The 22943-nt window shown below is 50.3% G+C and carries 22 protein-coding genes; 9 read left to right on the top strand and 13 right to left on the bottom strand.

What is annotated here, in order from left to right; all coding sequences use genetic code 11:
- Positions 1-4: 4 nt before the first annotated feature.
- From hemE to BGX16_RS06130, 12 genes are read right to left on the bottom strand one after another with little or no spacing between them, the layout of a single operon-like run.
- Positions 5-1018 carry a uroporphyrinogen decarboxylase gene (hemE, locus tag BGX16_RS06185; RefSeq protein ID WP_100425269.1) on the bottom strand — a complete coding sequence of 338 codons (1014 nt, stop codon included), beginning with the start codon at positions 1016-1018 and terminating at the stop codon, positions 5-7.
- A complete protein-coding gene (locus tag BGX16_RS06180) occupies positions 1005-1847 on the bottom strand; it encodes a 50S ribosomal protein L11 methyltransferase (RefSeq protein WP_100425268.1) in 843 nt (280 codons plus the stop codon). The genes hemE and BGX16_RS06180 overlap by 14 nt, the downstream gene beginning before the upstream one ends.
- Entirely contained in the window at positions 1834-2706 is an 873-nt protein-coding gene (locus BGX16_RS06175; protein ID WP_100425267.1) for a DMT family transporter, read from the bottom strand. The genes BGX16_RS06180 and BGX16_RS06175 overlap by 14 nt, the downstream gene beginning before the upstream one ends.
- On the bottom strand, positions 2707-4953 hold the full coding sequence (locus BGX16_RS06170) for a transglycosylase SLT domain-containing protein (protein WP_198514872.1): 2247 nt from the start codon (positions 4951-4953) through the stop codon (positions 2707-2709).
- Positions 4946-6769, bottom strand: a complete 1824-nt coding sequence (ptsP, locus tag BGX16_RS06165) for a phosphoenolpyruvate--protein phosphotransferase (protein ID WP_100425265.1) — start codon at positions 6767-6769, stop codon at positions 4946-4948. Before ptsP ends, BGX16_RS06170 begins: the two co-directional genes overlap by 8 nt.
- A complete protein-coding gene (locus BGX16_RS06160; protein WP_100425264.1) occupies positions 6750-7025 on the bottom strand; it encodes an HPr family phosphocarrier protein in 276 nt (91 codons plus the stop codon). The genes ptsP and BGX16_RS06160 overlap by 20 nt, the downstream gene beginning before the upstream one ends.
- Positions 7026-7047: 22 nt before the next feature.
- Positions 7048-7956, bottom strand: coding sequence for an MlaD family protein (locus BGX16_RS06155; RefSeq protein ID WP_100425263.1), 909 nt, complete (start codon positions 7954-7956; stop codon positions 7048-7050).
- A gap of 16 nt (positions 7957-7972) precedes the next feature.
- Positions 7973-8656 carry a TrmH family RNA methyltransferase gene (locus tag BGX16_RS06150; protein WP_241899474.1) on the bottom strand — a complete coding sequence of 228 codons (684 nt, stop codon included), beginning with the start codon at positions 8654-8656 and terminating at the stop codon, positions 7973-7975.
- A gap of 6 nt (positions 8657-8662) precedes the next feature.
- Positions 8663-9622, bottom strand: a complete 960-nt coding sequence (locus BGX16_RS06145) for a hypothetical protein (RefSeq protein WP_100425262.1) — start codon at positions 9620-9622, stop codon at positions 8663-8665.
- A 7-nt stretch (positions 9623-9629) separates the two neighbouring features.
- Positions 9630-11174 carry a M16 family metallopeptidase gene (locus BGX16_RS06140; protein WP_100425261.1) on the bottom strand — a complete coding sequence of 515 codons (1545 nt, stop codon included), beginning with the start codon at positions 11172-11174 and terminating at the stop codon, positions 9630-9632.
- Positions 11175-12629, bottom strand: a complete 1455-nt coding sequence (locus tag BGX16_RS06135; protein WP_100425260.1) for a M16 family metallopeptidase — start codon at positions 12627-12629, stop codon at positions 11175-11177.
- A gap of 13 nt (positions 12630-12642) precedes the next feature.
- Positions 12643-13467 (bottom strand): tetratricopeptide repeat protein, encoded by an 825-nt coding sequence (locus tag BGX16_RS06130; protein WP_100425259.1) that lies wholly within the window; start codon positions 13465-13467, stop codon positions 12643-12645.
- A gap of 29 nt (positions 13468-13496) precedes the next feature.
- On the opposite strand from BGX16_RS06130, the gene BGX16_RS06125 reads away from it, so the two are divergent.
- The 9 genes from BGX16_RS06125 (at position 13497) to BGX16_RS06085 (ending at position 20926) form a co-directional block, all read left to right on the top strand.
- A complete protein-coding gene (locus tag BGX16_RS06125) occupies positions 13497-14018 on the top strand; it encodes a zf-TFIIB domain-containing protein (RefSeq protein ID WP_100425258.1) in 522 nt (173 codons plus the stop codon).
- Positions 14019-14026: 8 nt separating this feature from the next.
- Positions 14027-14743: a hypothetical protein gene (locus BGX16_RS06120; RefSeq protein ID WP_100425257.1), complete on the top strand. Its 717-nt coding sequence runs from the start codon at positions 14027-14029 to the stop codon at positions 14741-14743.
- On the top strand, positions 14740-15519 hold the full coding sequence (locus tag BGX16_RS06115) for a hypothetical protein (protein WP_100425256.1): 780 nt from the start codon (positions 14740-14742) through the stop codon (positions 15517-15519). Before BGX16_RS06120 ends, BGX16_RS06115 begins: the two co-directional genes overlap by 4 nt.
- Complete coding sequence (locus tag BGX16_RS06110) at positions 15455-16672, top strand: AI-2E family transporter (RefSeq protein WP_100425255.1); 1218 nt, start codon at positions 15455-15457, stop codon at positions 16670-16672. The genes BGX16_RS06115 and BGX16_RS06110 overlap by 65 nt, the downstream gene beginning before the upstream one ends.
- A gap of 84 nt (positions 16673-16756) precedes the next feature.
- Positions 16757-17077, top strand: coding sequence for an HU family DNA-binding protein (locus tag BGX16_RS06105; protein ID WP_277000087.1), 321 nt, complete (start codon positions 16757-16759; stop codon positions 17075-17077).
- 187 nt (positions 17078-17264) lie between these two features.
- On the top strand, positions 17265-17456 hold the full coding sequence (locus BGX16_RS06100) for a hypothetical protein (protein ID WP_100425253.1): 192 nt from the start codon (positions 17265-17267) through the stop codon (positions 17454-17456).
- A gap of 158 nt (positions 17457-17614) precedes the next feature.
- Positions 17615-19219: a biotin attachment protein gene (locus BGX16_RS06095; RefSeq protein WP_100425252.1), complete on the top strand. Its 1605-nt coding sequence runs from the start codon at positions 17615-17617 to the stop codon at positions 19217-19219.
- Between the two features lie 135 nt (positions 19220-19354).
- Positions 19355-19744 (top strand): DUF4423 domain-containing protein, encoded by a 390-nt coding sequence (locus BGX16_RS06090; RefSeq protein ID WP_241899473.1) that lies wholly within the window; start codon positions 19355-19357, stop codon positions 19742-19744.
- A gap of 51 nt (positions 19745-19795) precedes the next feature.
- Positions 19796-20926: a hypothetical protein gene (locus BGX16_RS06085; RefSeq protein WP_100425251.1), complete on the top strand. Its 1131-nt coding sequence runs from the start codon at positions 19796-19798 to the stop codon at positions 20924-20926.
- 351 nt (positions 20927-21277) lie between these two features.
- On the opposite strand, the gene BGX16_RS06080 is transcribed toward BGX16_RS06085, so the two are convergent.
- A complete protein-coding gene (locus BGX16_RS06080) occupies positions 21278-22816 on the bottom strand; it encodes an Rne/Rng family ribonuclease (protein WP_100425250.1) in 1539 nt (512 codons plus the stop codon).
- Between the last annotated feature and the right edge of the window lie 127 nt (positions 22817-22943).

Genomic DNA, 22943 nt, shown 5'->3' with positions numbered 1-22943 from the left:
GGAATCAATCAAAATTTCTAACGGCGTCCACAAACGCTTGGATTCCGCTGAGAGGCGTGTCCGGCAAGACGCCGTGTCCCAGGTTCATCACATGCGAACGATTCTTGGAAAGTTCGAGGATCTTTTTTGTTTGCTGTTGAATTTCTTCGGGATTTGCAAAGAGCAGAGCCTGATCCAGGTTGCCTTGGAAAATCGTGTTCGGATGCTTGTTAAAAAGTTCCGAAAGTTCGGAGCGGTGATCCACGCCGACGACATTTACGTCTAATGTGGTAAATGTATCCACCAAATGCGAAGCTCCGTTTGCGTAATGGATAATCGGGGCTTCGGTGTGATGGCGCACGATTTTAATAACCTTTTCCGTGAAAGGCTTTGCCATGCGAATGTAATCTTCGCGGGAAAGGTGTCCTGCCCAAGAATCCATGATGACGAGCGCGTCTGCGCCCCATTCCGCTTGCCTTGCCAAATATTCGCCGGTCATTTCGGCAAGAAGACTTAAGAAACTTTCAAAGGCGCTTTTGTTCTGGTAGTAAAGCGCCTTGGTGCAGTGCAAATCTTTGGAACTTCCGCCTTCAATCGCATAAGAGGCGACGGTAATCGGGCCTCCGACGAATCCGAGCAGAGCTTTTTCCTTGGAAAGTTCCTTGCGGACTTTTTGCAAAGCGAGCTTTGTGTATTCCAAGTCTTTGTCGAGATTTACCGGGTGCAGATTCTGCATGTCAGATTCGGAACGGAACGGATTTGAAATCACGGGACCTTTTCCCGGAACGAACTTCAAATCAAATCCCATATAGGGAAGCGCCACGAGAATGTCGCTAAAGAGAATCGCCGCGTCGATATCAAAACGGTTCGTCGGCATGAGCGTTGCATCGGCAGCCGCTTCTGCATTCCGCACAAAGGAAAGGAAGTCCGGAAATTTTTGACGGAGTTCGCGGTATTCGGGCAGGGCTCTGCCCGCCTGACGCATCATCCAGACCGGCTTTTTTGTGGTTTTTCCGAGTGCAGCATCAACGAACAGCATCGACAATCCACCATTCGTCACGGGTGTTTTCGCGGACGGCTGTAAAGCCCGCTTCTTTAAACCAGTCGAGAACGTAATCCTTTTCGGCGGTGAGCTGGCCTGTCAAAAGGAAGTGACCGCCTTTTTTCAGCATGCGTTCCACGTCTTTGCGCATGGGCCAGAATTCCGTGCGGATCATGTTGCAAACGATGACGTCAAATTTGGCGCTGTCGTTAAAGGTGTCCAAAAATCCGAAGAGGGCGCGAGAATTTTTACAGCCGTTTTGGATAAAATTTTCAGCGATGCAGGGGAGGGCGAGCATATCGATTTCGGTGCCGATGACTTTTTTTGCACCGAGCTTGTCGGCGATCATCGAAAGAATGCCTGTGCCCGTTCCGATGTCGAGAACGCATTTGCCCTGCAAATCCAAGCCTTCCATCATCCCGGCCATGAGTGCGGTTGTTGCATGGTCGCCGGTGCCGAAGGCGCTTTTCGCTTCGAGAACGAGCAGAATCGCATCTTTTTCTTCGGGGGTAAAGTTTACCCAAGGCGGACGTACCCAGACGCGGTCGGAAACGTGAACAGGCGTTGCACGGTCTTTCCACCAGCGGTCCCAATCTTTTGCAGGTTCGTCTTCGGTGGTGAAGTTGTACTGCGGGAACTTTTCAATGATGGAGTCGCGTTCCGCTTTGTCGCCTGTATAAAAGCAGAAGTCCGTGCGTTCCGGGGTAGAAGTTTCGAGTTCTTCCAAGGCTCCTACGCCCGCTTCCATCAAGAAGTATGTGGCGAGTTCATATTCTTCGGGAGAGCAGTAACCGGTGGCTTTGTACCAAACATCATTTGTTTGCATGGGACATGTTCCTCTTCAAAGTTTTTTGGATCATTTGGCGCGGACTTGCAATGAACAGGCTCGAACCGAGAATTACAAGCGCAATGCTCACGATCTTTGTCGGCGGAAACGGTTCTGCAAAAACAAGGGCGCCTGCAAGAATCGGAACGACAGCTCCGATTGCCGCACTGAATGGAATCACGAACAAGGCTCTACCGCGGGAGAACGCAACCTGTGTAAAGACAAAGGCGGTTAGGTAAGTTGCTGCAAAGGCCCACACGCGCACGTCCGCAATCCAGTACAAAAGTTCATCTGCCGAAAGTTCAATGCCCTTGGCAGTCGCATCGATCGCAAGGCTCTTGTACAGCACATCGGAGAGACCATAGCAGGTTCCCATCGTAATCGAATCGCCGACTTCAGGACTGCGAAAAATAAAGTGGCTCGCAAAGGCGAAGGCGAGAAGGATTCCCACAAAGATGCAAAGCGCCGGAATGTTCTGCACGCCAGGAGCTTCGCCCACTTCGGAACTTGCGAACAGAAGACCGCAGAGAACGCAGACGATTGCCGTTACGACGCGCCGGTTGATCGGCTCCTTCAAAAAGAGACGCCCAAAAATCGCCGTCAGCACCGGATTTAACGCAGAGATCGGCTTGACAAGGCTCAAGTTGTACAGCGCCATCGCCGTATAGTTTCCCACGTTTCCGAGTGCGGAAAGGCTAAAGCCTGTCCACCAGCGCTTCGACGTCAAAAAGCTCACAATGAAGCGAATCGGATGGTGAAAGTCCGCCTTTTCTCCGGACTTCGCAACGCCCGATTTCGCAAGGACATTTCCAAATGCGAAGCATACCGCTGCACCGAGGGTGAGAATAAAAAACAGCATTTAGCGATTCCAAACTTCGGAGTAGACCCAATAATTGCCAAGGCAACGCTTTACGTAATCTCGGGTTTCCCAGTAGCTGATTTCTTCAGCGCGTCTGTCCCAAGGTATATCCTTGCCGGCTGCTTGCCAACGTTTGGCAGGTTTTGGGCCTGCATTGTAATTGGCGAGTACGTACATCGGATCGTTTTCATATTCGACGAGCAAATCCTTTAAGTAACGGACGCCGAGTCGAATGTTCATGTACGGGTTGTACAGCAGGTTCGGATGGTAATCGCTAATGCCTTCTGCCTTGGCGAGTTTTTTGGCGGTCGGCGGAATCACCTGCAAAAGTCCACGAGCATTCGCCGGGCTTGTAATCAAATAGTTGAAAGTCGATTCCTGGCGCATCACGCTGTATACAAAAAGCGGGTCGATCGAAGAATCGGCTGCTGCGACGACCTTGTCGTAGAACGGTTTCGGGTAAAGGAACTTCATCACGTTACGCGGTGCGTCGGCCAAGTAACGGCGCGGTATTGCGTTTTGGAATTGACGGGCAAGAGCATAACCCTGAATGATTTCGTTGTAAGAAAGGAAGAGGGCCCCGTAGGTATACAAAAAATCGAGGCGTTTCTGGTTCTTCTTTTTGGCGAATTGGAAAACGTCGTAAGCTTCCTCGGCAAAGCCTAGATCGAGAAGGCGCTTGACCATTTCGTAACGGCCAACGCTATGCGAAGAATCCGAAGTTCCCGCTTGCGTCGTTTGAATCCAGCGGATTGTTTCTTCTTCCGACATATCGCGCGGAGCGAGCCACGGAACCGTGGTGGAGTCCATCAGCTTGCTTTCGATCAGCTTGATGCGGGAACGGTGTGCATAATAGCCGACGGGAAAATCCTGAATGCAGTCGAGGTAAGCGGCCTTTGCCTCTTCGAGCTTTCCTTGGGCGAGATAAATGTCGCCGAGGAACATGCGTGCGCCGCTTGAACTCCAAAGATATTCTTCGCTCTTCGCCTTTTCAAAATGAGCGATCGCGGAATCGATCTTGTTTTGCTTTAAGTAGCAGAGGGCAATGCGGAACTGCACCCATTTGACTTTCGGGCTGTTCTTGAACTGGCGAATCGTCAAAGAATCGTAGCTTGAAATGGCGTCGTCGTAAAGACCTTTCTGTTCTTGTTCAAAGGCGCGCACCCAAATGTTGTCCGCGTTCTGCATGGTGTAACGGAACTTTTCCTGGAAGAACAAGTCGATTTTTTGGGCGAGAGAATCCATGCGGTTTGCGCGGTAAAGGCGCGCCAGGGATTGCAGCCAACCGGCACGCGGTTCAACGCTGTCGATCAAAAATTCATAGTAGCCGATAGCGAGCGAGTCTTTTTTTAATCGTTTGTAAGCGTTCGCCCGATTTTCCCAAAGGGAAATGCGCGTCTTTAAAGAGATAGAACTCGGGGCGAGTTTCCAGTTCAAAGAATCTTCGGAAGTCTTTAAGTTCGGGATTTTAGAAGTGTCGCGGGCAGGAGCTTCTGCTTCGCCTTGCGCCAAAATGGAATCGACGATAGCGATACATTCTTCATGGAAACCTTTGGCGCAAAGACGGCTTGAATAAGTAATCTTTTCGTCGAGGGTTTCTGCAATCGAACGGGAACGGATACGGCGGAGAGCTTCCCACGCCTGATCTCCATATTCCGAAGGATGGGCAATCACATACAGGTAAGCTTTTTTCGCCGCCTTGAACCAGTGAGCCTGTTCAAGCAAGACGCCTTTCTTGTAACGCAACCGAGGAACGCTCTCATCGTCTCCGTAATTCTTTAAGAAGACGTCAATCGAATCGGCCTTTGCTTTTGGCTTGATGCCCGATTCTTGAAGGGTCAAGTCTAGACGGATGCGGTCGGCGAACTCTTTCCATTCGTCGTCTTTAGAAAAACGCTCGTCGCCCAGCTTTAAGGTTTCGCGTGCCTTGGCAAACTGCTTGTCTTCAAACTGGGAACGGGCAATACGCGAAAGGATGCTCTTGTCGAGGCTCGAATCTTTGCCGATCAACTTCTTGTATGCAGCCAAAGACTTAACAAAGCTTCCTTTGTAGTAGGCGGCCGCTGCGCAGGCGAAATCCTTTTCAAGACCCGCTGGCAAAGAATCGCAATTCTTCTGGTTGCGATCATAACGGATGACCTTGTTTTGGAATTCATAACCGGGGACGAGAGCGTCATCGGTCGAATTTTCTGCAGCGCAAACGGTTGCTGCGCAAATGAAGAGTCCAGCAAAGATTTTTTTAAGCATTCTTGTCCATCGGGTTCTTGACATCGTGCGAAGTAATAAAGCTCGAAATGCCGAGATCGATGATCATCTGCAGGTACTTTTGACGCAGGTAGCGATTGACGCTTTCCGCCGTGTCCATTTTCAGAACGGTACGTGCTGTCGCCTTTACGTCTTCATAGTTCACCGAACGGATGATCTTCTTGCATTCCATAATGCTCCATGGCGTCATGGAAAGCTCGTCCACTCCGAGGCCCACCAGTACCAGCGTGGAGAGCGGGTCGGAACTCATTTCACCGCAGACGCAAACCGGAATTCCTTCGCGATGTGCGGCTCTCACCGTACGGTCGATCATGTTCAAAACGGCAGGGTGATGCGGTTCAAACATGTTCGCAATGAGTTCATTTGTACGGTCGACGGCGAGTGTAAACTGAATCAAGTCGTTCGTGCCGATGCTGAAGAAGTCCACTTCCTTGGCGCGGGCGTCTACCATCATCACGGCGGCGGGAACTTCAATCATGCAGCCCACTTTGACTTTGGGCAGTTCAACGCCTTCGTTCAAAAGTTGGGTACGGCATTCTTGATAAAGGCGTTTGGCTTCGCGCAGTTCATCGAGACTGCTGATCATTGGGAACATAATGCGCAAGTGTCCTTCACGGCTTGCGAGAAGGAGCGCTCTCAACTGTTCCTTAAAAAGATCCTTGCGCGAAAGGCATACGCGAATGGAGCGCCAGCCCATAAACGGGTTCGCTTCGTCTGTCGCAGAAATATCGGAAACAAGCTTGTCACCGCCGGCATCGAGAGTTCGAATGACAACCGGATGCGGTTCGAGCTTTTTCAAAATGTGCGCATACGCTTGGGCTTGTTCTTCGCAGCTTGGAGCGCCCTTTCTAAAGAAGAGGAACTCGGAGCGGTAAAGACCGATGCCCGTGGCGCCGAAGTCGAGGACGGTGTCCGCTTCCATCGGAAGTTCGATGTTCGCGTGGAGCGTGATGTACTTGCCGTCGAGCGTCATCGGTTCGAGCTGACGCATCATGAAGAGCTCTTGTTTCTGCTTGTTGTAAACAGAGAGCTTTTCTTTATAACGGCTTAAGTCGTCTTCGTTCGGGTTCAAGATGACCATGCCGCCCGTACCGTCGAGGAAGAGCAAGTCGTCTTCTTCGATCAGGTTCGAAATGTTGCGCAGGCCGGAAACGGCCGGAATCTGCATGGCGCGTGCTAAAATCGAGATGTGGCTTGTGCGGCCACCGATGTCTGTTGCGAACCCGAGAACGTCGTCTTTTTCGACGGTCATGAGCATGCCCGGAGTCAGTTCGTGGGCGACCAGCAGAGATGGTCCCTTGGACTTTTTGGGGGGGCGTTTGGGAATGGATTCGTCAAGGGCGGACAGAAGGCGGTTGTACAGTTCCTTCAAGTCCGATGCGCGTTCGCTCAGCACTTCGTTTTTGCTGTTTTCGAGCTGCGTGATGAGGCCGGAGAGCGTGCTGTGCACAGCCCAACGGGCATTGTGGGCGTCTTTGAGGATGCTATCGACGATGGGGTCAATGAGCATCGAATCTTTGAGCATCATCAGGTGGGAATCGAAAATGCGAGCCTCTTCTTCGCCGAGGCGTTCGATGGCCACCTTCTTCAGTTCTTCAATTTCTTTTGCGGTGGTATCGACCGCTTTGCGGAAGCGTTTTTCTTCTGCGACAAGAGTGCTTGCGGGAATTGCAGAAGAATCCAGGCTAAACTTGCGACTTTCTGTTTTGCGTACAGGACCATAAGCGTAGCCGGGGGAAGCCGCGACGCCGACGAGTACGGTACGGATTTTTTGACGATTAGTCGTTTTGTTCTTCATGGAAATTGTCACGGAAAAGTTGTTCCAGCTGGGCGAGAACCTGTTCTTCGTCTTCACCGTCTGCGTTGAACTTGACGACGGAACCCGGTGTAATGGCGAGCATCATTACGTTCAAGATGCTCTTCGCATTGACCTTGTTCCCTTCGTATTCGAGGGTGACGTCGCATTTGGATTTCCCTGTGATGTCGACAATCATGCCTGCCGGACGAGCGTGAACACCCAGTTTGTTTGTGACATTAATTTCCTTACTCTGCATAATAGACCACTACCAGTTCTAATTAAAAGAAGTCCACATTGATGTCCAAACCGTCTTGGAGGATGATTTGGAACAAGCTGTCTGCGGAATGCAACGTCTGCACCAAGTCGTCGTGGAGGGCGCGGTCGTTTAAGAGAATACCCGCGGTATTGTCCGTTGACTGGAGCTTCGATGTCAGCGCTGTTAAACGATCGGTCACGGCGTCCAACTTTCCGATGACACCGCCGGCGTCCTTCATGAGTTCGCTTGCGTCCGAAAGAAGTCCGCCGATCGGAGCCGCTGTCGTGTCGAGCAATGCGTTGACCTTCACGGTCGCATCGTTCAAGTTCTTGAGGCTCTTCTTGAGCTGCGGATCGGTATCTGCAAGCATCTTCGAAAGACGATCTTCCAAATATTCTGCCTTATCCATCATGGTGCGGAACTTTTCACGGAATTCCGGATTCGCAATCGTAGAATCCATCACCTGGTGAACGGAGGAAATCAAAATCTTTGTGGAGTCGATGATTTCGCCTGCAAGACCAAGGGCTTCGGCGATGCCGGCGTCAAACTGACCGTCAATCGTATCGCCCGGCGCATAGTTTTGACTCGAATCGCAGAGGATCACTCCGATCTGACGTTCACCCATGATGCCGATGTTTTGCACACGGATTTCGGAGCCGACAGGAATCCGGACATCGTTGCGGATACGCACGACGACAAGAACTTTGGTGCCAGCCAAGTGAATGTCTTCTACTTTGCCGAGTTTTACCCCGTTGATTTTCACAGGGTCGTCAAGCGTTAACGTGCTCACCTGTGGAAAACGCAAAAAATAGGTGTCAAAGACTTCCCGAGGGTCTTTGTCGTTCAAGAAGAACAAGCCAAAAATCAAAATGATAATGGCTAAAAGAACGACTAGCCCGACCGCGAGATATAAACTGGTATTCTTTTTCATCTCAAAATTAATTTAGCTATTCATCACCGATGCGCGTAATGGAGCTAGAGGCGCTTTCATCGTTTAGGTGCCTTTCCAGCCATTCGAGGAGTAGTTCGTCACGTTCTTTTGGCGAAAGTGTAAAGTTTTGGCGACCTTTCTGCTGCATAAAGTGATCGAGATAGCACATGAGCACTCCCCCCGCGACGGAAACGTTCATCGATTCCGTAATCCCGTACTGCGGAAGTTTGAATTCGCAGTCGGCTGCGGCGAGGGTGTCCGGGTGGTTTCCGGTAAATTCACTGCCGAGATAAAAAGCGGTCGGCTGGGAAAGATCCAGGTCTAAGACGGAGTTGTTCGTGTTGGTGCTCGCCACGGCGATGCGGTATCCTTTTTTTCGCAGATGCTCCATGCAGGCCATGCGCTTTTTGTGCAGGTAAATGTTCATCCATTTGATGGAACCCTTCAAAATGGACTTGTTTACTTTGTACGGATTCACTTCTTCAATCACATGGACGTCTTCCAAGCCAAAGACTTCGGCGGTACGGATCACAGCCGAAATGTTGTGCGGGTCAAAAAGATCTTCAAGCACCATGCAAAAGTGACGGGTGCGGTTCTGCACGACTTTCACCAAAAGGTCGCGACGGTGTTCGGTAATGCGCGGAAGATAGGCTTCGATTTTTTCCTGCATTTCCGGGGAAGAGTAGACGTAGTTTTCCATAGACTTTTATTTTCCTGCGGGCTTGGTTTGTTTAAAGATCATGGGAGTTTCTGTAACGAAAACAGGTTTGTGTTTGCGTGCTTCGGCGCGTTCCTGTTCCACAGCGTCGCCAAGAGTCCAGTTGCGCTTGCCGGCGGCGACTTCCTTGAATTCTTCGAGTTCCTTGGCGTACTTCTTTCGGATGATGGTGGACGTATCGACCGGCGTATGATTGCCGGATACATAGCTTTCCGAGGATTCGGAAATATTGTGGATGATTTCTCCAATCTTGGAGTTCACCACATCGCGGAAGACGCCCATCTTCATAATGGAATTGAGGACGGCGTTCGCGGGGAAGACGATCGCGCGGAACTTGTAATGGGTCTTGTTGCCTTCCGGGTACATATCGAGAATCGCGATTGCGATTCCGTGCAGATTCCAGCGGAGAATTTTGCATCGACCGCTGCCGTAGAAGACGTCGTGAAATCCTTTGCCAACGCCTGCGCTATCTTGCAAGGCCCAGTAAAAATCGCCAAAGAGATTTCCACCGTTATTCCCGCTAAAAAGACGGTGGTCCGGAGAGTTGTAATGGATTGTGTAATGCGTCTCTTGGAACACGTTCACAAGAACGGTCGTGAACGGGAAATGGTCAAAGAGATAGCTCATCATCGAACCGGAAACCGGAAGCGTTCCCGTGTTCTCGTAGGTCACGCGGTAACGACTTCCCAAGTGTCCGAACATTTCCTTGGTGACAGGGCTTCTCATATCGATTCCTCGATTTTTTAAATCGTGAAAAATCGAGCAGAATTCACCGTCGTATTTCACATCTTCTACCGGAGAAAGTTCCTGTTCGGAGCATCCCGGGAGAATCACGTCTAAGCATTTTTTGGTAGCGGCGCAAGCGTTATGGCGCAGCTCGTCCTTTGTCGGAGCGGCGAAAGCGACCGTACAAAAGAGAAGGGCAAATAGGAACGTATCACGTTTCAATGGATTCTCACTTTCGGAAGTCAAGACTGTCGATCGGAACGAGCGTAAAGTTTCCGATGTCCTTCAACTTGTCCTTGGGGCCGACGATGCTCGTTGTCATCTTGCTTGCGTCAAAATACTTGGCAATCATCGCCTTCACCTGTTCCTTGGTGACCGCGTTGATTTCGTTTACGTAATCGATGTAATGAGAATCCTTTTTGCCGAGCATCTGATCTCGGGCGAAGAGAATTGTGGAATTTTCCGGCGAGTCGAAAAGGCTCGGGAGGCTTTCGATCAAAGTCTTTTTCGCGTGGGCAAGCTCTTCGTCGGTCGGGCCTTCCTTGGCGAGCTTGTCGATTTCTTCCTGGATAAGTTTCAAAGCGAGAGGTGCGCTTTCAACCTTTGTTTGCAAACGGATATAGACATAAGATGTGTCGCGGTAATCATTTCCTGCGTGGCTGTGAATGCTGTAAGCGAGACCGTTATCGGAGCGGACGCGCGTCATGAGACGGGAAGAGAAGCTTCCGCCGCCGAGGATAAAGCTTGCGACTGCGGTCGGGTAGTAGTCTGCGTGTGGACGTTTGACGAATGGCGCTAAAATGGAAATGTTCGCCTGCGTTATGTCTTTATCTACAAGGTAAATGCCGGGCTTGTTCTTGTGGGTCATCGGCGGTACGACTGTCGTGTTCTTCGCATTTGACGGCCAGGTTTCGAAATACTTTTTGAGTTCTGTTACCATGGAATCTTTGCTGAAGTCACCGGAAATCGCAAAAATGATATTCCCGCTTTGGAAACGTCCCTTGGCGAGCTTCACCAAGTCTTCCCGTTTGACCTTGCGGAATTCTTCGGCGGTCGCGTTCCAGAGGCGCGGATTCGGCTTGTAGTTTGCGTATTCTTCTAACGCATTCAGTACGGATGCCGGATTGTCATAGCGATGCTCGTAAGCGTTCGCCGCATTTGCTTTTTGAATTTCCAAAGCCTGGGCGTCAAATGCCGGGGAAAGGAAGACTTCCTTGGCAAGCGCAAGCATTTGCGGAAAATCCTTCGTCATGCATTCGACGCTGATGACGCTTGTGAAAGTTCCGACGGATCCCACAAGAGAAGCTGCGATGAATTCGAGAGAATCGTCTAATGCCTGCGGAGAAAGTTTGGTGGAGCCACCGCGGCGGAACATTGCAGAAAGCAATTCAAAGGCGGCTTCGTTTTCAATCTTGTCGTTCACATAAGGCTCTTCAAAGAAGATGTTGAAGTGAACGAGCGGAAGCGTTTTGTCTTCGATCACGTAGCCCGTAACGTTTTCCGAAAGCTTGATGCGGGCGTCGGATGCATTCGGGGCAACGTACTTGAATTCCGGGAAGACGATGTCTTTATACGTGGCTGGGAAGGAATCTTTTTTTGCGCTCGGAGCGGAAATGTTTGCAGTGGCTGTGGCGCTTTCGACTGAAACTGAATTTTCAGCTTGTACGGTCGACCGTGCGTTATGGACGGGTTCTGCTTTTTGTTCAGCGGTACTTGCGCAAGCGATGAGCGATGCGGTCGCTGTCAAGGCGAAAATGGAATGACGAATCTTCATTTAGCGTTCCTCCCCTTTGAGCAAGCGTCCGACGGTGACGCCTTTGTGCTTGAACGTCTTCTTTGCCGCTTCTTGCACGTCGGCAGGGGTCACGGTTTCGAGTTTTTTCGGCCAGTCGAGGAGCAAGCGATAATCGCCAAAAATTTCGTAGAAGGCGAGCTGCGTAGCGACGTTTTCCATGTCGAGAAAACTTTCGACAAGGCTCATCATGGCACGGTTCTTGACCTTTTGCAATTCACGTTCGGAAACCGGTTCGTTCTTGAGCTTTTCGAGTTCTTCCCATACTACGGCTTCTGCGGAATCCGGATTTGCATCTGGGCGAAGCGAAATGTGGATTGCAAATTCCGACATGTACTTGTTGATAGAATTCCCGGCGCGGACAGAAACGGCGAGTTTCTTTTCTTCCACGAGTTTCTTATACAGGCGACCGGAACGTCCATTCAGAACGCCTTCGGCAATATCCAAAGCGTAGAGCGATTCGTCTCCTGCGGCTGGCGTTTTAAAAATGATGTCCACACGGTGCGGTGCATCGGGACGGTAAACGGTCAGGCGCTTTTCTCCGGCCTGTTCCGGGTCGCGGACGACGAGTGGCGCAAAGGCTTCTCCCGCCGGAATTTCGGCAAAGTACTTTTTCACGAGTTGCATCGTCGGCTCGATTTCCAAGTCGCCGGCGAGAACGAGAATCGAATTGCGAGGCTTGTAATACTTGCGGTAATGTTCCGCAGCCTGTTCACGGGTCAGGTTCATAATGTCCGACGGCCAACCGATGGTCGGGATGCGGTAGGGGAAAGCCTCGTAGATGATGCCGTTCAGCGTTTCGAAGTAGCGGCCCGTGGGGCGGTCGTCATAACGCATGCGACGTTCCTCGCGCACCACGTCGCGTTCCGAGTAGAATTCGCGCAGAATCGCATTCTGCATTCTGTCGGATTCGAGGTAAAGGAAAAGCTCGATGCGGTTCTTCGGAAGCGTTACAAAGTATGCAGTTGCAAGGTCCGTTGTAAATGCGTTGAGTCCGGTGCCGCCTGCCTGCTGGTAAGCGGACCAGATTTCTTCTTTGATCATGTACTGTCTTTCGACGTTCACCAGAGAATCGTATTCGGCACGGTACTTTTTCGCACGGGCGGAATCTCCTGCTAACGCGGACTTGTGAGAAAGTGCCATCACGGAATCTTCTTTTACCATCAACACGGAGTCTTTGGCAAAGTCGGTGACGCCGACCTTCTTTGTTCCCTTGAAAAGTTCATGTTCGAGAATGTGGGCAAGGCCCGAGCTTCCCGGAACTTCGTGAATGGAACCTGTCACATAAAAAAGTCTGCAACTGACGGTAGGCGCCTGCTTGTTCGGATACAGGAGTACGGTCATTCCGTTGTCGAGAACTTCTTTGTGAATCGGGAATTCGGCGGCAAAGAGCGTCGCCGAAGCCAATAGAAGAGTCGAAATCAGTTTCAGTTTCATGATCTTCCAAGAATTAAATAAAGAGGAACGTATTCAGCTTGGAGCGGTATTCCCACGTCAGTGGGTCCTTGGGACCGAGTACGCCGAAAAGGATCAGCATGGACTTTTTCGCAGCGCCGTCTTTAAAGTCCGGATTGGAAAGCGCCAAATGGAAAAAACCTTCGAGTGCCGAACGGTAATCTTTGCGTTCTGCGTCCTTGCAAGCTTCACGGAACGCCTTGGCGTCGCCTTCGACAGAATCCGTCTTGGCTGCTTCAACGAGAAGATCCATCAGGTCGAGAAGAGACTTTGCGTTTGCATATTCGGCGCTGTTGTTCGAAATCTGCTTTAGGATTTCCTTGGACTTTTCGGGATCGCCCATGCCGAGTTCGCATTTGGCGAGAAGAACCTTAAAATGGTCTTCGTTCGGAGTTTTTGCGATGAGCCCTTCGAGAATCGGTTTAGCGGCAGCGAAGTTGCCTTCTGCAATCGCATCTTCGGCTTCTTGCTTTGCGCGGTCTTCGTCCGATATGAAGAACTTGGAAAGGCGTTTTTTCAGTTCGTCTTCCGAAAGCTTTCCCTGAATGGCATCCTCCATTTGGCCATTGTGCAGCACGACGACAAACGGGAGCGACTGCAGACGGAAGGTCTGGACAAATGCCATATTTTCCGGAATGTCCAGGTTGACTTCGCCGAGCGTAAAGTCCAGCTCGGAAGAGAGTTTCTCAAGAATCGCATTGTAAGATGCGCAATCCGGCATCTGGGAAGAGGCAAATGTCAGGACGACCGGGCGATTTTCTGCCTCTTGCATCAGCTCGGTCTGGAAATTTTCGATTGTAACTTGGATAATTTTTGCCATACCTTAAAATTTACTATTTTCTAAAGACGATGAACTCTACATGCCCCTTCTGCAAATCCGAAACAAAAAAAGTCGAGCTTTCCCACTTGGACTTGCGCATTTGTCCGCATTGCCTAGGGACTTTTTTCCCGAGCGATAAGACGATGGCGTTCCGCAGGGAAATTTTCGACAAAACCCGTATTCTTTGGCTTCAGACTTTGGAAGCGCGTAAGGCGGATTGGGTTGAACCGGATGAAAATACCTGTTGTATTGATCACGGGGAAAAGCTCGTGGACGGCAAGCTTCCAGATTATGGAAATCCGGGGAAGGTTGCCACGTGTTGCGGCATGTTCCAGTTACCGGCTTCGACAATGGATGTTTTGCTGCGTCGCATGGTCGGGACGCCTTCGGACGGAATGCTCCTTTCCACAAAAAAGAAGGAACATTTCGGCTTCATCGTGTTTCTGGGGAAGATGGTGGACAAAATTTTGGGTTCGGGCGATCCGGAAGAAGATGCGTTTGAACTTATGCAGTATAATTTGAAGTTCAAGGATATCCTCGAAAAACACTAGGAGATACGATGGCAAAACGCGTCGCAATCTTATGCATCGCGATTATCTGCTTGTTCATCGCTTTTGTTTTTATTCCGAAGCGTGAATTTTCGATAGACATATTCCCGTTGCGGGCGCATGAAACTTTGATGGTGTACGACGACCTTTCGGATGGGGGGTCTTCCATTTCGAAAATGGAGTTTTCGGATTCCATTTTGGATTTTCACTGCACGCTCGGTATGGACACTTCCAAAGGCGCATGGTGCGGACTGATTTGGACCTTTAGCGGGGAAGATACGGCCAAGAACCGTTACGAAAACTGGAGTCTTGTCGATTCCGTCGTATTCAAAATCTTTGCAGAAGAGAAAACGGAAATCATTGCAAAGGTGTGGACATTCGATCCGGATGTGACGCAAGAAGATTCCCTGCACACCTTCCGTCAGATGCTCAAAGAAATTCCGTTAGAGAAGGGTGAAAATACGATTACACTTCCCTTCGAAGATTTTTACGTTCCGGAATTTTGGTTTGAGCAGACCGGCGCCGCCAAGGATCTTTCACAGCGTCACAAGGAACACGCCGCCCGTTTTGAAATTACGCCGGGATGGAACGTGAAACGTGGCGAACCTTTGCACATTCGCATTTCGCAGATTGCGGTCAAGGGAACGGGGTCGCTTGAACTTGCGATTTTCCTCGGCGCGTGTCTTTCGATCATCATCGTCATTTTTGGATTTTTGAAGAAAAAATGAAAAGCCTTTCTTTGCGCTTCACGCTTGCGTACCTCCTTTGCCTTTTCGCTATCGCTTTGTTCTTTTTCCGCTTTCACACGGAATCGCTCGTCCTTTGGCCTCAGAACAAAGCCTTGGGAAATCCGCGAATCTATACCGACATCCGCGAAGGGGGATTCTCGACTGCCGAATTTTTTGAAAGCGACAGTGCGATCGCGATGCGGGCGACTTTGAATTCGGGCCTGTATCACCCGCATGCGGGCATCGAATTTCCGCTTGCCCAAGGCTTCGAAGCGCTTTCGTTAGAAGGCCGGGATTTTTCCCACATGGACTCGGTCGCGATTACGTTCCGCTCAAACGCCGACATTGCGCTTGTACTGTACACGGCGGATCCGGTTGCATCCAAGGTGGGAGACGCTTTGAGTCTGCGCCCGGTGCGCCTCGACATTCCGGCGACGCGCCATTACACGGAACACCGCGAAGGGCTTTCCAAGGCGCGAACGAACAAGATTTGGTTTGATATCCGCGGGGTGGAACCGGACTCGCTTTTGCACTTGGATCACGTGGTTCAAGTCGCCGTGGAAACGGGAAGGGGCTCTCTTTTGGGGCTTCCGACTGAAATCGAAATTGAAAAATTGGAGTTTTTGGGGACGAATGACCAAATTCTCCGATTGAGCCTATGTATATTGATTGTTGTAACAGGAATTTATATCTGGGGGACGATAAAAGTTTATGGAAAAGGATCCTCAAATCGAAAAAACAATCGCGACGACCGTCTCGGCAAGCACTCGGCTTAAGCTGAAGTACATCACGATCTTGATCATCGCCCTGTGTGCGATTGCTCTTGTCTATTATTTAAGAGGCGTTCTCGCTCCGTTTGTCGGCGCGTTTTTAATCGCCTATGTGGTGAACCCGGTTGTGGACAAGATCGAATTCTGGGTACGCCTGTGTCTTCGCAAACCGCGTTTTTCTGCGGTGCCTAAAAGGGTGGCGAGAATCGTGGCGACTCTTGCGACCTTGCTCTTGATGTGCCTTGCGATTACCGTTTTCTGCCTGATTTTTATTCCGCAGGTGACGGCGGAATGCAGCCGTTTCGTGACGCTTGTAAAAAAGTTTATGTCGGACAGCGCCTGGTTGCAACCGGTTCTTTCGATTGTCCCTTCGGATTGGCGTGCGGAACTGCAAAACATGACGGTGGGCACGGAGCTTGTCAATACTTTGCAGAGCATTGACTTCTGGGAAACTTTGCAGTCGATGATCGCCAAACTTTTGCCGGGTGCATTGGGCGTGCTTTCGGGGACGGCGACGGTGGTGTTGACCTTGGTGAGCATTGTTTTTATTGCAATGTACACGACCTTCTTAATGCTTGATATGCCGAAAATCACCCGTAAGGTGCGTATTCTGATTCCGCTTGAATCGGATGATCGTCCGGATATTTTGCGCAAGACGAACCTTTTGATGAAGGCCTATTTCCGCAGCCAGAGCCTTGTCGCCTTCATCGTGGGCGGTCTGTATGCGGTCTCTTTTGCTGTTATCGGCTTTCCGATGGGGATTGCGTTTGGGATGTTTATCGGTATTTTGAACATGGTTCCGTACCTGCAGGCGGCGAGTATGCCTATCGCAGCCTTTCTCGGAATCATTTATTCTCTCGACACGGGAATGCCGTATTGGCAAGTGCTCTTGGTGATTACTGCAATCTATTTGATTATCCAGATTGTCGAAGATATGCTCATTATCCCGAGGATCGTAGGCACGGAAATGAACCTTCCGCCGGTGTTGATACTGCTTTCTATCTCCGTGTGGGGCAAACTCTTAGGTTTTATCGGCCTTGTGTGCGCGATTCCGTTCACCTGCATCGTGATAGCGATTTTTCAGCAGTATGTGGAACACCGTCTGTTCCCCCGTCGCCGCCGGGAAGAGGTTGTTCCCAAAGGGAGAGAAGTCCCATAAAATAAGGGCTCACGGAAAAATATTTTGTCAAAAACTCTTGTTTTGCACAGAAAAAAAAGTATAATAAATGTATCGAATTCAAAAATACACTTAAGGAGAAATAAATCCATGAATAAGCAAGAACTCGTTGAATACGTCCAGAAGGCTGCTGGCATCGAAACGAAAGTGGCTGCTACTGCTGCAGTGAATGCCGTTCTCGACGGTATCTCGGAAGGCATCAAGAAGGGTGGCCCGGTCCAGTTGATCGGCTTCGGCACCTTCAGCGTGAAGGAACGCGCTGCTCGTCAGGGCCGCAATCCGCTCACCGGCGAAAAGATCAAGATCAAGGCTACGAAGGTCGTTTCCTTCAAGGTCGGTGCAGAACTCAAGGCTACCGCTAAGAAGTCTAAGGCCGCTAAGAAGTAATTTCGTTTACGGCTGATACTGTAAAGTTTGTAAAGAACCCGTCCCTTGGATGGGTTTTTTGCTTTTGTAGCGAAAATGTCATGTTTTGAATTTTGGGTGACAATTTTGGCGTGTGAATTTGGAGCCTTCGGCGAATATAAGGGGCTTTTTTTTACCTTTTTGTCGAAAAAAAATCTATAATAATGCTATGAAAAAGAGATTTGGCTTATTTGTTTTTGCACTTTTGGCTTTGTTCGCCTCCGTTTTGACCGCTTGCGGTTCCAGCAGCACGGAAGCAGAAAATGATATCACGGATGAATGCACGGTTGATCCGGGTTCCATCAACTGCATTGACAATACAAAACCAGATAATTCAGAAGACGATACGTCGTTAGAATAATTATGTCACACGGCGAAGAACTCGAGCAAGATATTTCTAAGGGCTTTATCCAGAAAGCCTTCAAGAAATGTGGTGCGGGCTCTTTGCTTTTCTATATTGTAACAAATCGATCGTTTGAACCTTAGACAGGGGGTGAAATTCCCCCAAATGGATAACTTATGAAAAAGAAAATCCTATTCCAAGATACGTCTTTCCGTGATGGCTTCCAGTCCATCTTTGGCGCCCGAGTCTTTACAAAGGACTTTATGCCGGCAGTTGAAGCGGCTGCCCAGGCAGGCATCACCCATTTCGAAGCGGGTGGTGGCGCACGTTTCCAGGCTCTCTATCAGAACTGCGGTGAAGATGCGTTCGATATGATGGATACCTTCCGCAAGACGGTTGGCCCGAAGGCTCGTTTGCAGACTCTCGCCCGTGGTATTAACGTGGTGGCTCTCGCTCCGCAGCCGTACGACATGATTAAGCTCCACGCGGACATGTTCAAGAAGCACGGCATGACCCGTATTCGTAATTTCGACGCCTTGAACGACGTGAACAACCTGATCTATTCGGGTAAGTGCATCACGGACGCAGGCCTCGAACACGAAGTCGTCGTCACCATGATGGAACTTCCGCTCGGCTGCACCGGTGCACACGATCCGGAATTCTACGAAAAGACTTTGAGAAGCATTCTCGACGCAGGCGTTCCGTTCGTGTCTGTGTGCTTCAAGGATGCTTCCGGTACCGCTAACCCGATGAAGGTTTACGAAACGTTCAAGCGGGCTCGCAAGCTCCTTGGCGACAAGGTGGAACTCCGCATTCACTCTCACGAAACTTGCGGTACGGGCCTTCGCCAGTACCTCGCTGCAATCGACGGTGGTGCTGATGGAATCGACCTTGCTCGTAAGCCGCTTTCTGGCGGTACTTCCCAGCCGGATCTCTTCAGCATGTTCCATGCTCTCAAGGGTACGGATTACGCTCTCGCTCTCGGCGAAGACGGCATTGTGGATGAAAATGCAATTCCTAAGCTCATGGAAGCGAACAACGTGGCTGTGGAATGCCTCAAGGATTACAACTTCCCGCCGGAATCCCGTCAGATTTCTTCTGATGTGGTGTTCTCCCCGATGCCGGGTGGCGCTCTCACGGCCAATACCCTCATGATGCGCGAAACGAAGACGTTCCACCTGTATCCGCAGGTGATTGCGAACATGTCCGAATGCGTGCGCCGTGGTGGCTTTGCTTCTTCCGTGACGCCGGTTTCCCAGTACTATTTCCAGCAGGCTTATGTCAATACGGTAAACAAGAGCAAGGGCCTTGACACCTGGCACAAGATTACGGAAGGCTACGGCAACATGATCCTCGGCTACCTCGGTAAGACTCCGTGCGAGCCGGATGCCGAACTCGTGAAGATCGCTGCCGAACAGATGGGCAAGGAACCGTTTGCGAAGGTTCATCCGGGCGTCAAGTGCGCTGCTGAAATCATTGAACCGGGTATTCCTCAGGCGAAGAAGCTCCTCGAAGAAAACAATCTCCCGGTGACGGATGAAAACATCTTTATCACGGGCTGCCTCCAGACGAAGGGCGGCAACAAGGGTATCGACTTCCTCAAGGGTAATCGTCACATTGGCGTGCCGAAGAAGGATCCGAATGCTCCGGCTCCTGCCGCTGCAAAACCGGCTGTTGGAGCTGTCAATACCGCAGGCATGAAGGTGGCTGGAACGAACACCTACCGCGTGGCCGTCAACGGTCAGAGCTGGGATGTTCAGGTCAGCACCCTCAGCAAGTAACCCTTTTAAGGATATCTACAAACCGCTTTGGGAATTCCCAGGGCGGTTTTTTTTTGCTGGGTTTGGACAAAAAGTCCATGGAATTTGGCTTTTTTGCAATCCTCGAATCGATAATCTCAGTGTATTTTAAATGGGATGAATTTGTTTTTGGACACAGCGGATTACCGCGACCTGTTAAAGTCCTACTATGAACGGCGCAAAAAAGAGATGCCGCTCTATTCGTACAGAATGATGGGAGAAAAGCTCGGACTGGATTCGAGCTTTTTATTCCGCGTGTTGCAAAAGAAGCATCGCCTGCCGGTGCATGCCCTGCAAAAGGCAAAAGAAAAACTCGCCTCGGGGAAGCTTTCCCTGATGGATGCGCATTTGACCGTGGGCGGCCCGGAAAAGGCTTTGGCAGTGCGAAATTTTCGAAAGCAGACGTTGAATTTGGCAATCGAAGCTTTGGATAATGTGCTTGTAAATGAACGCAATGTTTCGCCGACTCGTCCAAAAAAGAGTAGATTCAGTAAAGTATCCGGATAGGGTTGTGCGACTTTCGATGGCGTTTTATCCAGTGGTAAGGGTGAGGAATCAATGAAGTGGAGTTGGATGATGGGATTAGCGGCTGCTTTGAGTGGTGTCTTGGCGGCTTGCTCCGAAAAAACGGCGGGTTCGACCTTTGAAACGGAAAATTCCGTAGCGACGGTTGTTGTTTTGCACGCGGACGGGACTCCTGCGGCTTATAGCCACGTGCAGGTCTGCGAAAAGGATGCCTTTGTCAATTTCCTAGGAACGGGACTTTCCGATGTAGGAGAGTCCTATGAAACGGATGATGCCGGCGTTTTGACATTGAAAGATTTGAAACCGGGCGATTATATTGTGGAAGCCCAGACGAATCGGGAAGATGAATCGATTCTTTTAGGGGCGACGAAAGTGATGATCCCGGCGGTTCTTCCGGACACGAGCATTCCGATTTCGGTGCAGGTGGACGCACCGAGAACGCTTTCGGGCCATGTGGAAACGGACATGTCACCTGCTTATGTGATTGTGCGGGGAACGCGCCACGTGCAGGCGGTGAATGCGACCGGGAATTTCTCGATGCAGATTCCGCAGGGCGATTTTGAAATTCTCCTTGTATACAAAAATCAGGTCATCGCTTCGGATTCGGTGAAGGCCGATGAAGAAAATGAATCGCTTGTCTTAACAGATACGCTTGTGCGTGAATTCCTGTTGGAAGATTTTGAAGACAGCTCGTTTGCCTGGTATGTTTCTTATTCGGAATATGCGACGGCGTCCTTGGAAAGAGTGGAGGCGGGCGAAGGCCGTGAAGGGATGGCTGCCCACTTTACTTCTCAAAATGATTCCGTGGGGGGCTGGGCACTGATGGGCCATTATTTGGGAAAGGAAGTGGATTTGAGCGCGCTCGATTCCGTTTCGTTCTGGGTCCGCGGCAGCGTAGACAATTACATCAGCTTTGCTTTCGATGTTTTGGCTGACAGCACTTCGGCTTATACAAGCGGAAAGTCCTGGATCCATATCGATGTTCCGTCGGAATGGAGCCGTATCGTGGTGACACCGGATTCGCTTCTCGCTGCGGATAGCATCGGTGGAAATATCGGCTGGGATGCGATCAAGGATCATGTGACGAATCTGTCGATCTTTGGTGGAAAGGACGGTGAATTCTGGATCGATGAAATCGTATTTTATGGTGTCGATTGGGAATAATCGCTCATCTTACCTTGGCTTTTTGGCTGTCGTCTGGTGTTAAAACGCTCCAGAATGTGGTGGGGCGGGCTGTGGTTGTGTTGTTTGAATTCAGGATGTAGTTTGGACAATATGTCCACGGGAGTTTTTCCTCGCCTAGAGACTTTCATCAATACGGATGATACTTTAAACGGAAAGGAGTATTCCATCATCCAACACAACACACCAAAAGCTCCGCGGTAGAATTGCTGCGGAGCTTTTTTGTGATGAAAATCTCCCGAGCCTTTTTCCCAAAATGACTACAGGAGGGATACAAAAAACTCCGCAGTTTTCTGCGGAGCTTTCGAATGGCTTGGAATTTTCACTTGCCGATTAGGCGAAGTTGTATTCTTCCGTGATGTCCTCGTCCTTGTCATTGAACATGTAGAACTGGTTCGGGAACATCTTGTCGTCTTCCACGAGTTCGATCGACATTTCGTGCTTGTATTCCAAGTAGTGGAACATACGGGCCATATCCTTGCAAAGGAGATCAACCATTTCGCTGCTCACGACCATCTTGACCTTCTTGATGCGTCCCTTGGTGCGGGCGCGAGAGAGCCAACGGTCGATGGCGGAAAGGGTCGTTTCCAATCGGAACACGTGACCGGTGCCGCGGCAGACCGGGCAGACGTGAGTCTTTTCGGTCATGAGGTTTGTGCGCACGCGCTTGCGGGTCACTTCCATGAGGCCGAACTGGCTGAGCGGTGTCGGCGTAATCGGAGCCTTGTCCTTGCGAATTGCCTTACGGAATTCCTGGTACAGAGCGTCGCGATTTTCTTGGAGTTCCATATCGATGAAGTCGATTACCACAAGACCGCCGATATCGCGCAAGCGGAGCTGCTTTGCGATTTCGTAGCAAGCGTCGACGTTCGTTTCGAAAATGATCTTTTCCTGATCCTTACCGTGGACCTTAGGACCGGTGTTCACGTCGATGGCGACGAGAGCTTCGGTCTGATCGATTACCAGGTTGCCGCCATGAGGCAACGGAACGGAACGCTGCAGGGAACGCGCATAATCGTCTTCAATCTTGAAGTATTCGAAAAGGCTTTCCTTGGAGCTCCAGAGCTTCACCTTGTTGATCTTATCGGAAGAGAGCTTCTGCAGTTCTTCACGGATGGCGAAATATTCTTCGCGGTTATCGACATATACGTAGTCGGTGTTATCGCTGAAGTATTCGCGGATTGTCTGATTGACGGAATCCGATTCTTTGTAAATGCAAGTTTCGGCAGGCTGATGCTGGAAATTGTACTTTGTGGCATCCCACTTTGCTTCCAGTTCACGCATCTGCTTCGAAATTTCAAGTTCGCTTTCGGAAAGGCCGTTCGTGCGGACGATGTAGCCCACATCCGGTCCTTTGAGACGGCGAACGACTTTCTTGAATTCGCGACGTTTCTTCGGATCGCGTTCACGCTTCGAGACGCCGACAAAGTTTGTATTCGGCATGCAGACGAGGAATCGACCGGCAAAGCTCAAGTGTGTCGTCAAACGAGCACCCTTGGTACTGATCGGTTCTTTCACTACCTGCACCATGATTTCCTGACCTTCGTGCAAGATCTGATCAATCGAAAGTTCTTCGCCGACTGTTTCTTCATCATCCTTATCGCCGTATTCGCGGGAAAGGAGGATGTTCCGGTCTATTGCATCTTCCTGGTGAAGGAAACCGGCCTTTTCAAGCCCGATGTCAATAAACGCGGCTTTCAGCGCGGGAAGCACTTTCTGCACGACGCCTTTGTAGATATTACCCAGGACTCGGTTCGACTCTGCGCTCTCGACAACGAGTTCAGCGAGGTCTCCACCTTCCATTACGGCAATTCTCTTTTCGTACGGCGTCATGCTAATCAAAATGCCACGCTTCGTATTCTGAATAGCCATTAAAACTCCTAAATGGACAAAAACAATAAAATCTATCAGTCCCGTTCAAAAGGAACGGGAACCTCTAAAATTTTGGGTAGTAGCAATATAAGAATTCCACGGTTCAGCGATTTTAAAACCGTGGAAA

Origin of the sequence: Hallerella succinigenes (genome assembly GCF_002797675.1) — a bacterium.
GTDB lineage: Bacteria > Fibrobacterota > Fibrobacteria > Fibrobacterales > Fibrobacteraceae > Hallerella > Hallerella succinigenes.
The sequence above is the reverse complement of the archived record's forward strand: the minus strand, read 5'-3'. Positions and strand labels throughout refer to the sequence as shown.

Coding starts and splice junctions, on each gene's coding strand:
- BGX16_RS06100 (WP_100425253.1), top strand. CDS start 17,265: ATGAAAAAGAGATTTGGCTTATTTGTTTTTGCACTTTTGGCTTTGTTC.
- hemE (WP_100425269.1), bottom strand. CDS start 1,018: ATGCTGTTCGTTGATGCTGCACTCGGAAAAACCACAAAAAAGCCGGTC.
- BGX16_RS06110 (WP_100425255.1), top strand. CDS start 15,455: ATGGAAAAGGATCCTCAAATCGAAAAAACAATCGCGACGACCGTCTCG.
- BGX16_RS06125 (WP_100425258.1), top strand. CDS start 13,497: ATGAACTCTACATGCCCCTTCTGCAAATCCGAAACAAAAAAAGTCGAG.
- BGX16_RS06175 (WP_100425267.1), bottom strand. CDS start 2,706: ATGCTGTTTTTTATTCTCACCCTCGGTGCAGCGGTATGCTTCGCATTT.
- BGX16_RS06080 (WP_100425250.1), bottom strand. CDS start 22,816: ATGGCTATTCAGAATACGAAGCGTGGCATTTTGATTAGCATGACGCCG.
- BGX16_RS06135 (WP_100425260.1), bottom strand. CDS start 12,629: ATGAAACTGAAACTGATTTCGACTCTTCTATTGGCTTCGGCGACGCTC.
- BGX16_RS06090 (WP_241899473.1), top strand. CDS start 19,355: ATGAATTTGTTTTTGGACACAGCGGATTACCGCGACCTGTTAAAGTCC.
- BGX16_RS06170 (WP_198514872.1), bottom strand. CDS start 4,953: ATGCTTAAAAAAATCTTTGCTGGACTCTTCATTTGCGCAGCAACCGTT.
- ptsP (WP_100425265.1), bottom strand. CDS start 6,769: ATGAAGAACAAAACGACTAATCGTCAAAAAATCCGTACCGTACTCGTC.
- BGX16_RS06085 (WP_100425251.1), top strand. CDS start 19,796: ATGAAGTGGAGTTGGATGATGGGATTAGCGGCTGCTTTGAGTGGTGTC.
- BGX16_RS06120 (WP_100425257.1), top strand. CDS start 14,027: ATGGCAAAACGCGTCGCAATCTTATGCATCGCGATTATCTGCTTGTTC.
- BGX16_RS06115 (WP_100425256.1), top strand. CDS start 14,740: ATGAAAAGCCTTTCTTTGCGCTTCACGCTTGCGTACCTCCTTTGCCTT.
- BGX16_RS06130 (WP_100425259.1), bottom strand. CDS start 13,467: ATGGCAAAAATTATCCAAGTTACAATCGAAAATTTCCAGACCGAGCTG.
- BGX16_RS06140 (WP_100425261.1), bottom strand. CDS start 11,174: ATGAAGATTCGTCATTCCATTTTCGCCTTGACAGCGACCGCATCGCTC.
- BGX16_RS06095 (WP_100425252.1), top strand. CDS start 17,615: ATGAAAAAGAAAATCCTATTCCAAGATACGTCTTTCCGTGATGGCTTC.
- BGX16_RS06150 (WP_241899474.1), bottom strand. CDS start 8,656: ATGGAAAACTACGTCTACTCTTCCCCGGAAATGCAGGAAAAAATCGAA.
- BGX16_RS06160 (WP_100425264.1), bottom strand. CDS start 7,025: ATGCAGAGTAAGGAAATTAATGTCACAAACAAACTGGGTGTTCACGCT.
- BGX16_RS06180 (WP_100425268.1), bottom strand. CDS start 1,847: ATGCAAACAAATGATGTTTGGTACAAAGCCACCGGTTACTGCTCTCCC.
- BGX16_RS06155 (WP_100425263.1), bottom strand. CDS start 7,956: ATGAAAAAGAATACCAGTTTATATCTCGCGGTCGGGCTAGTCGTTCTT.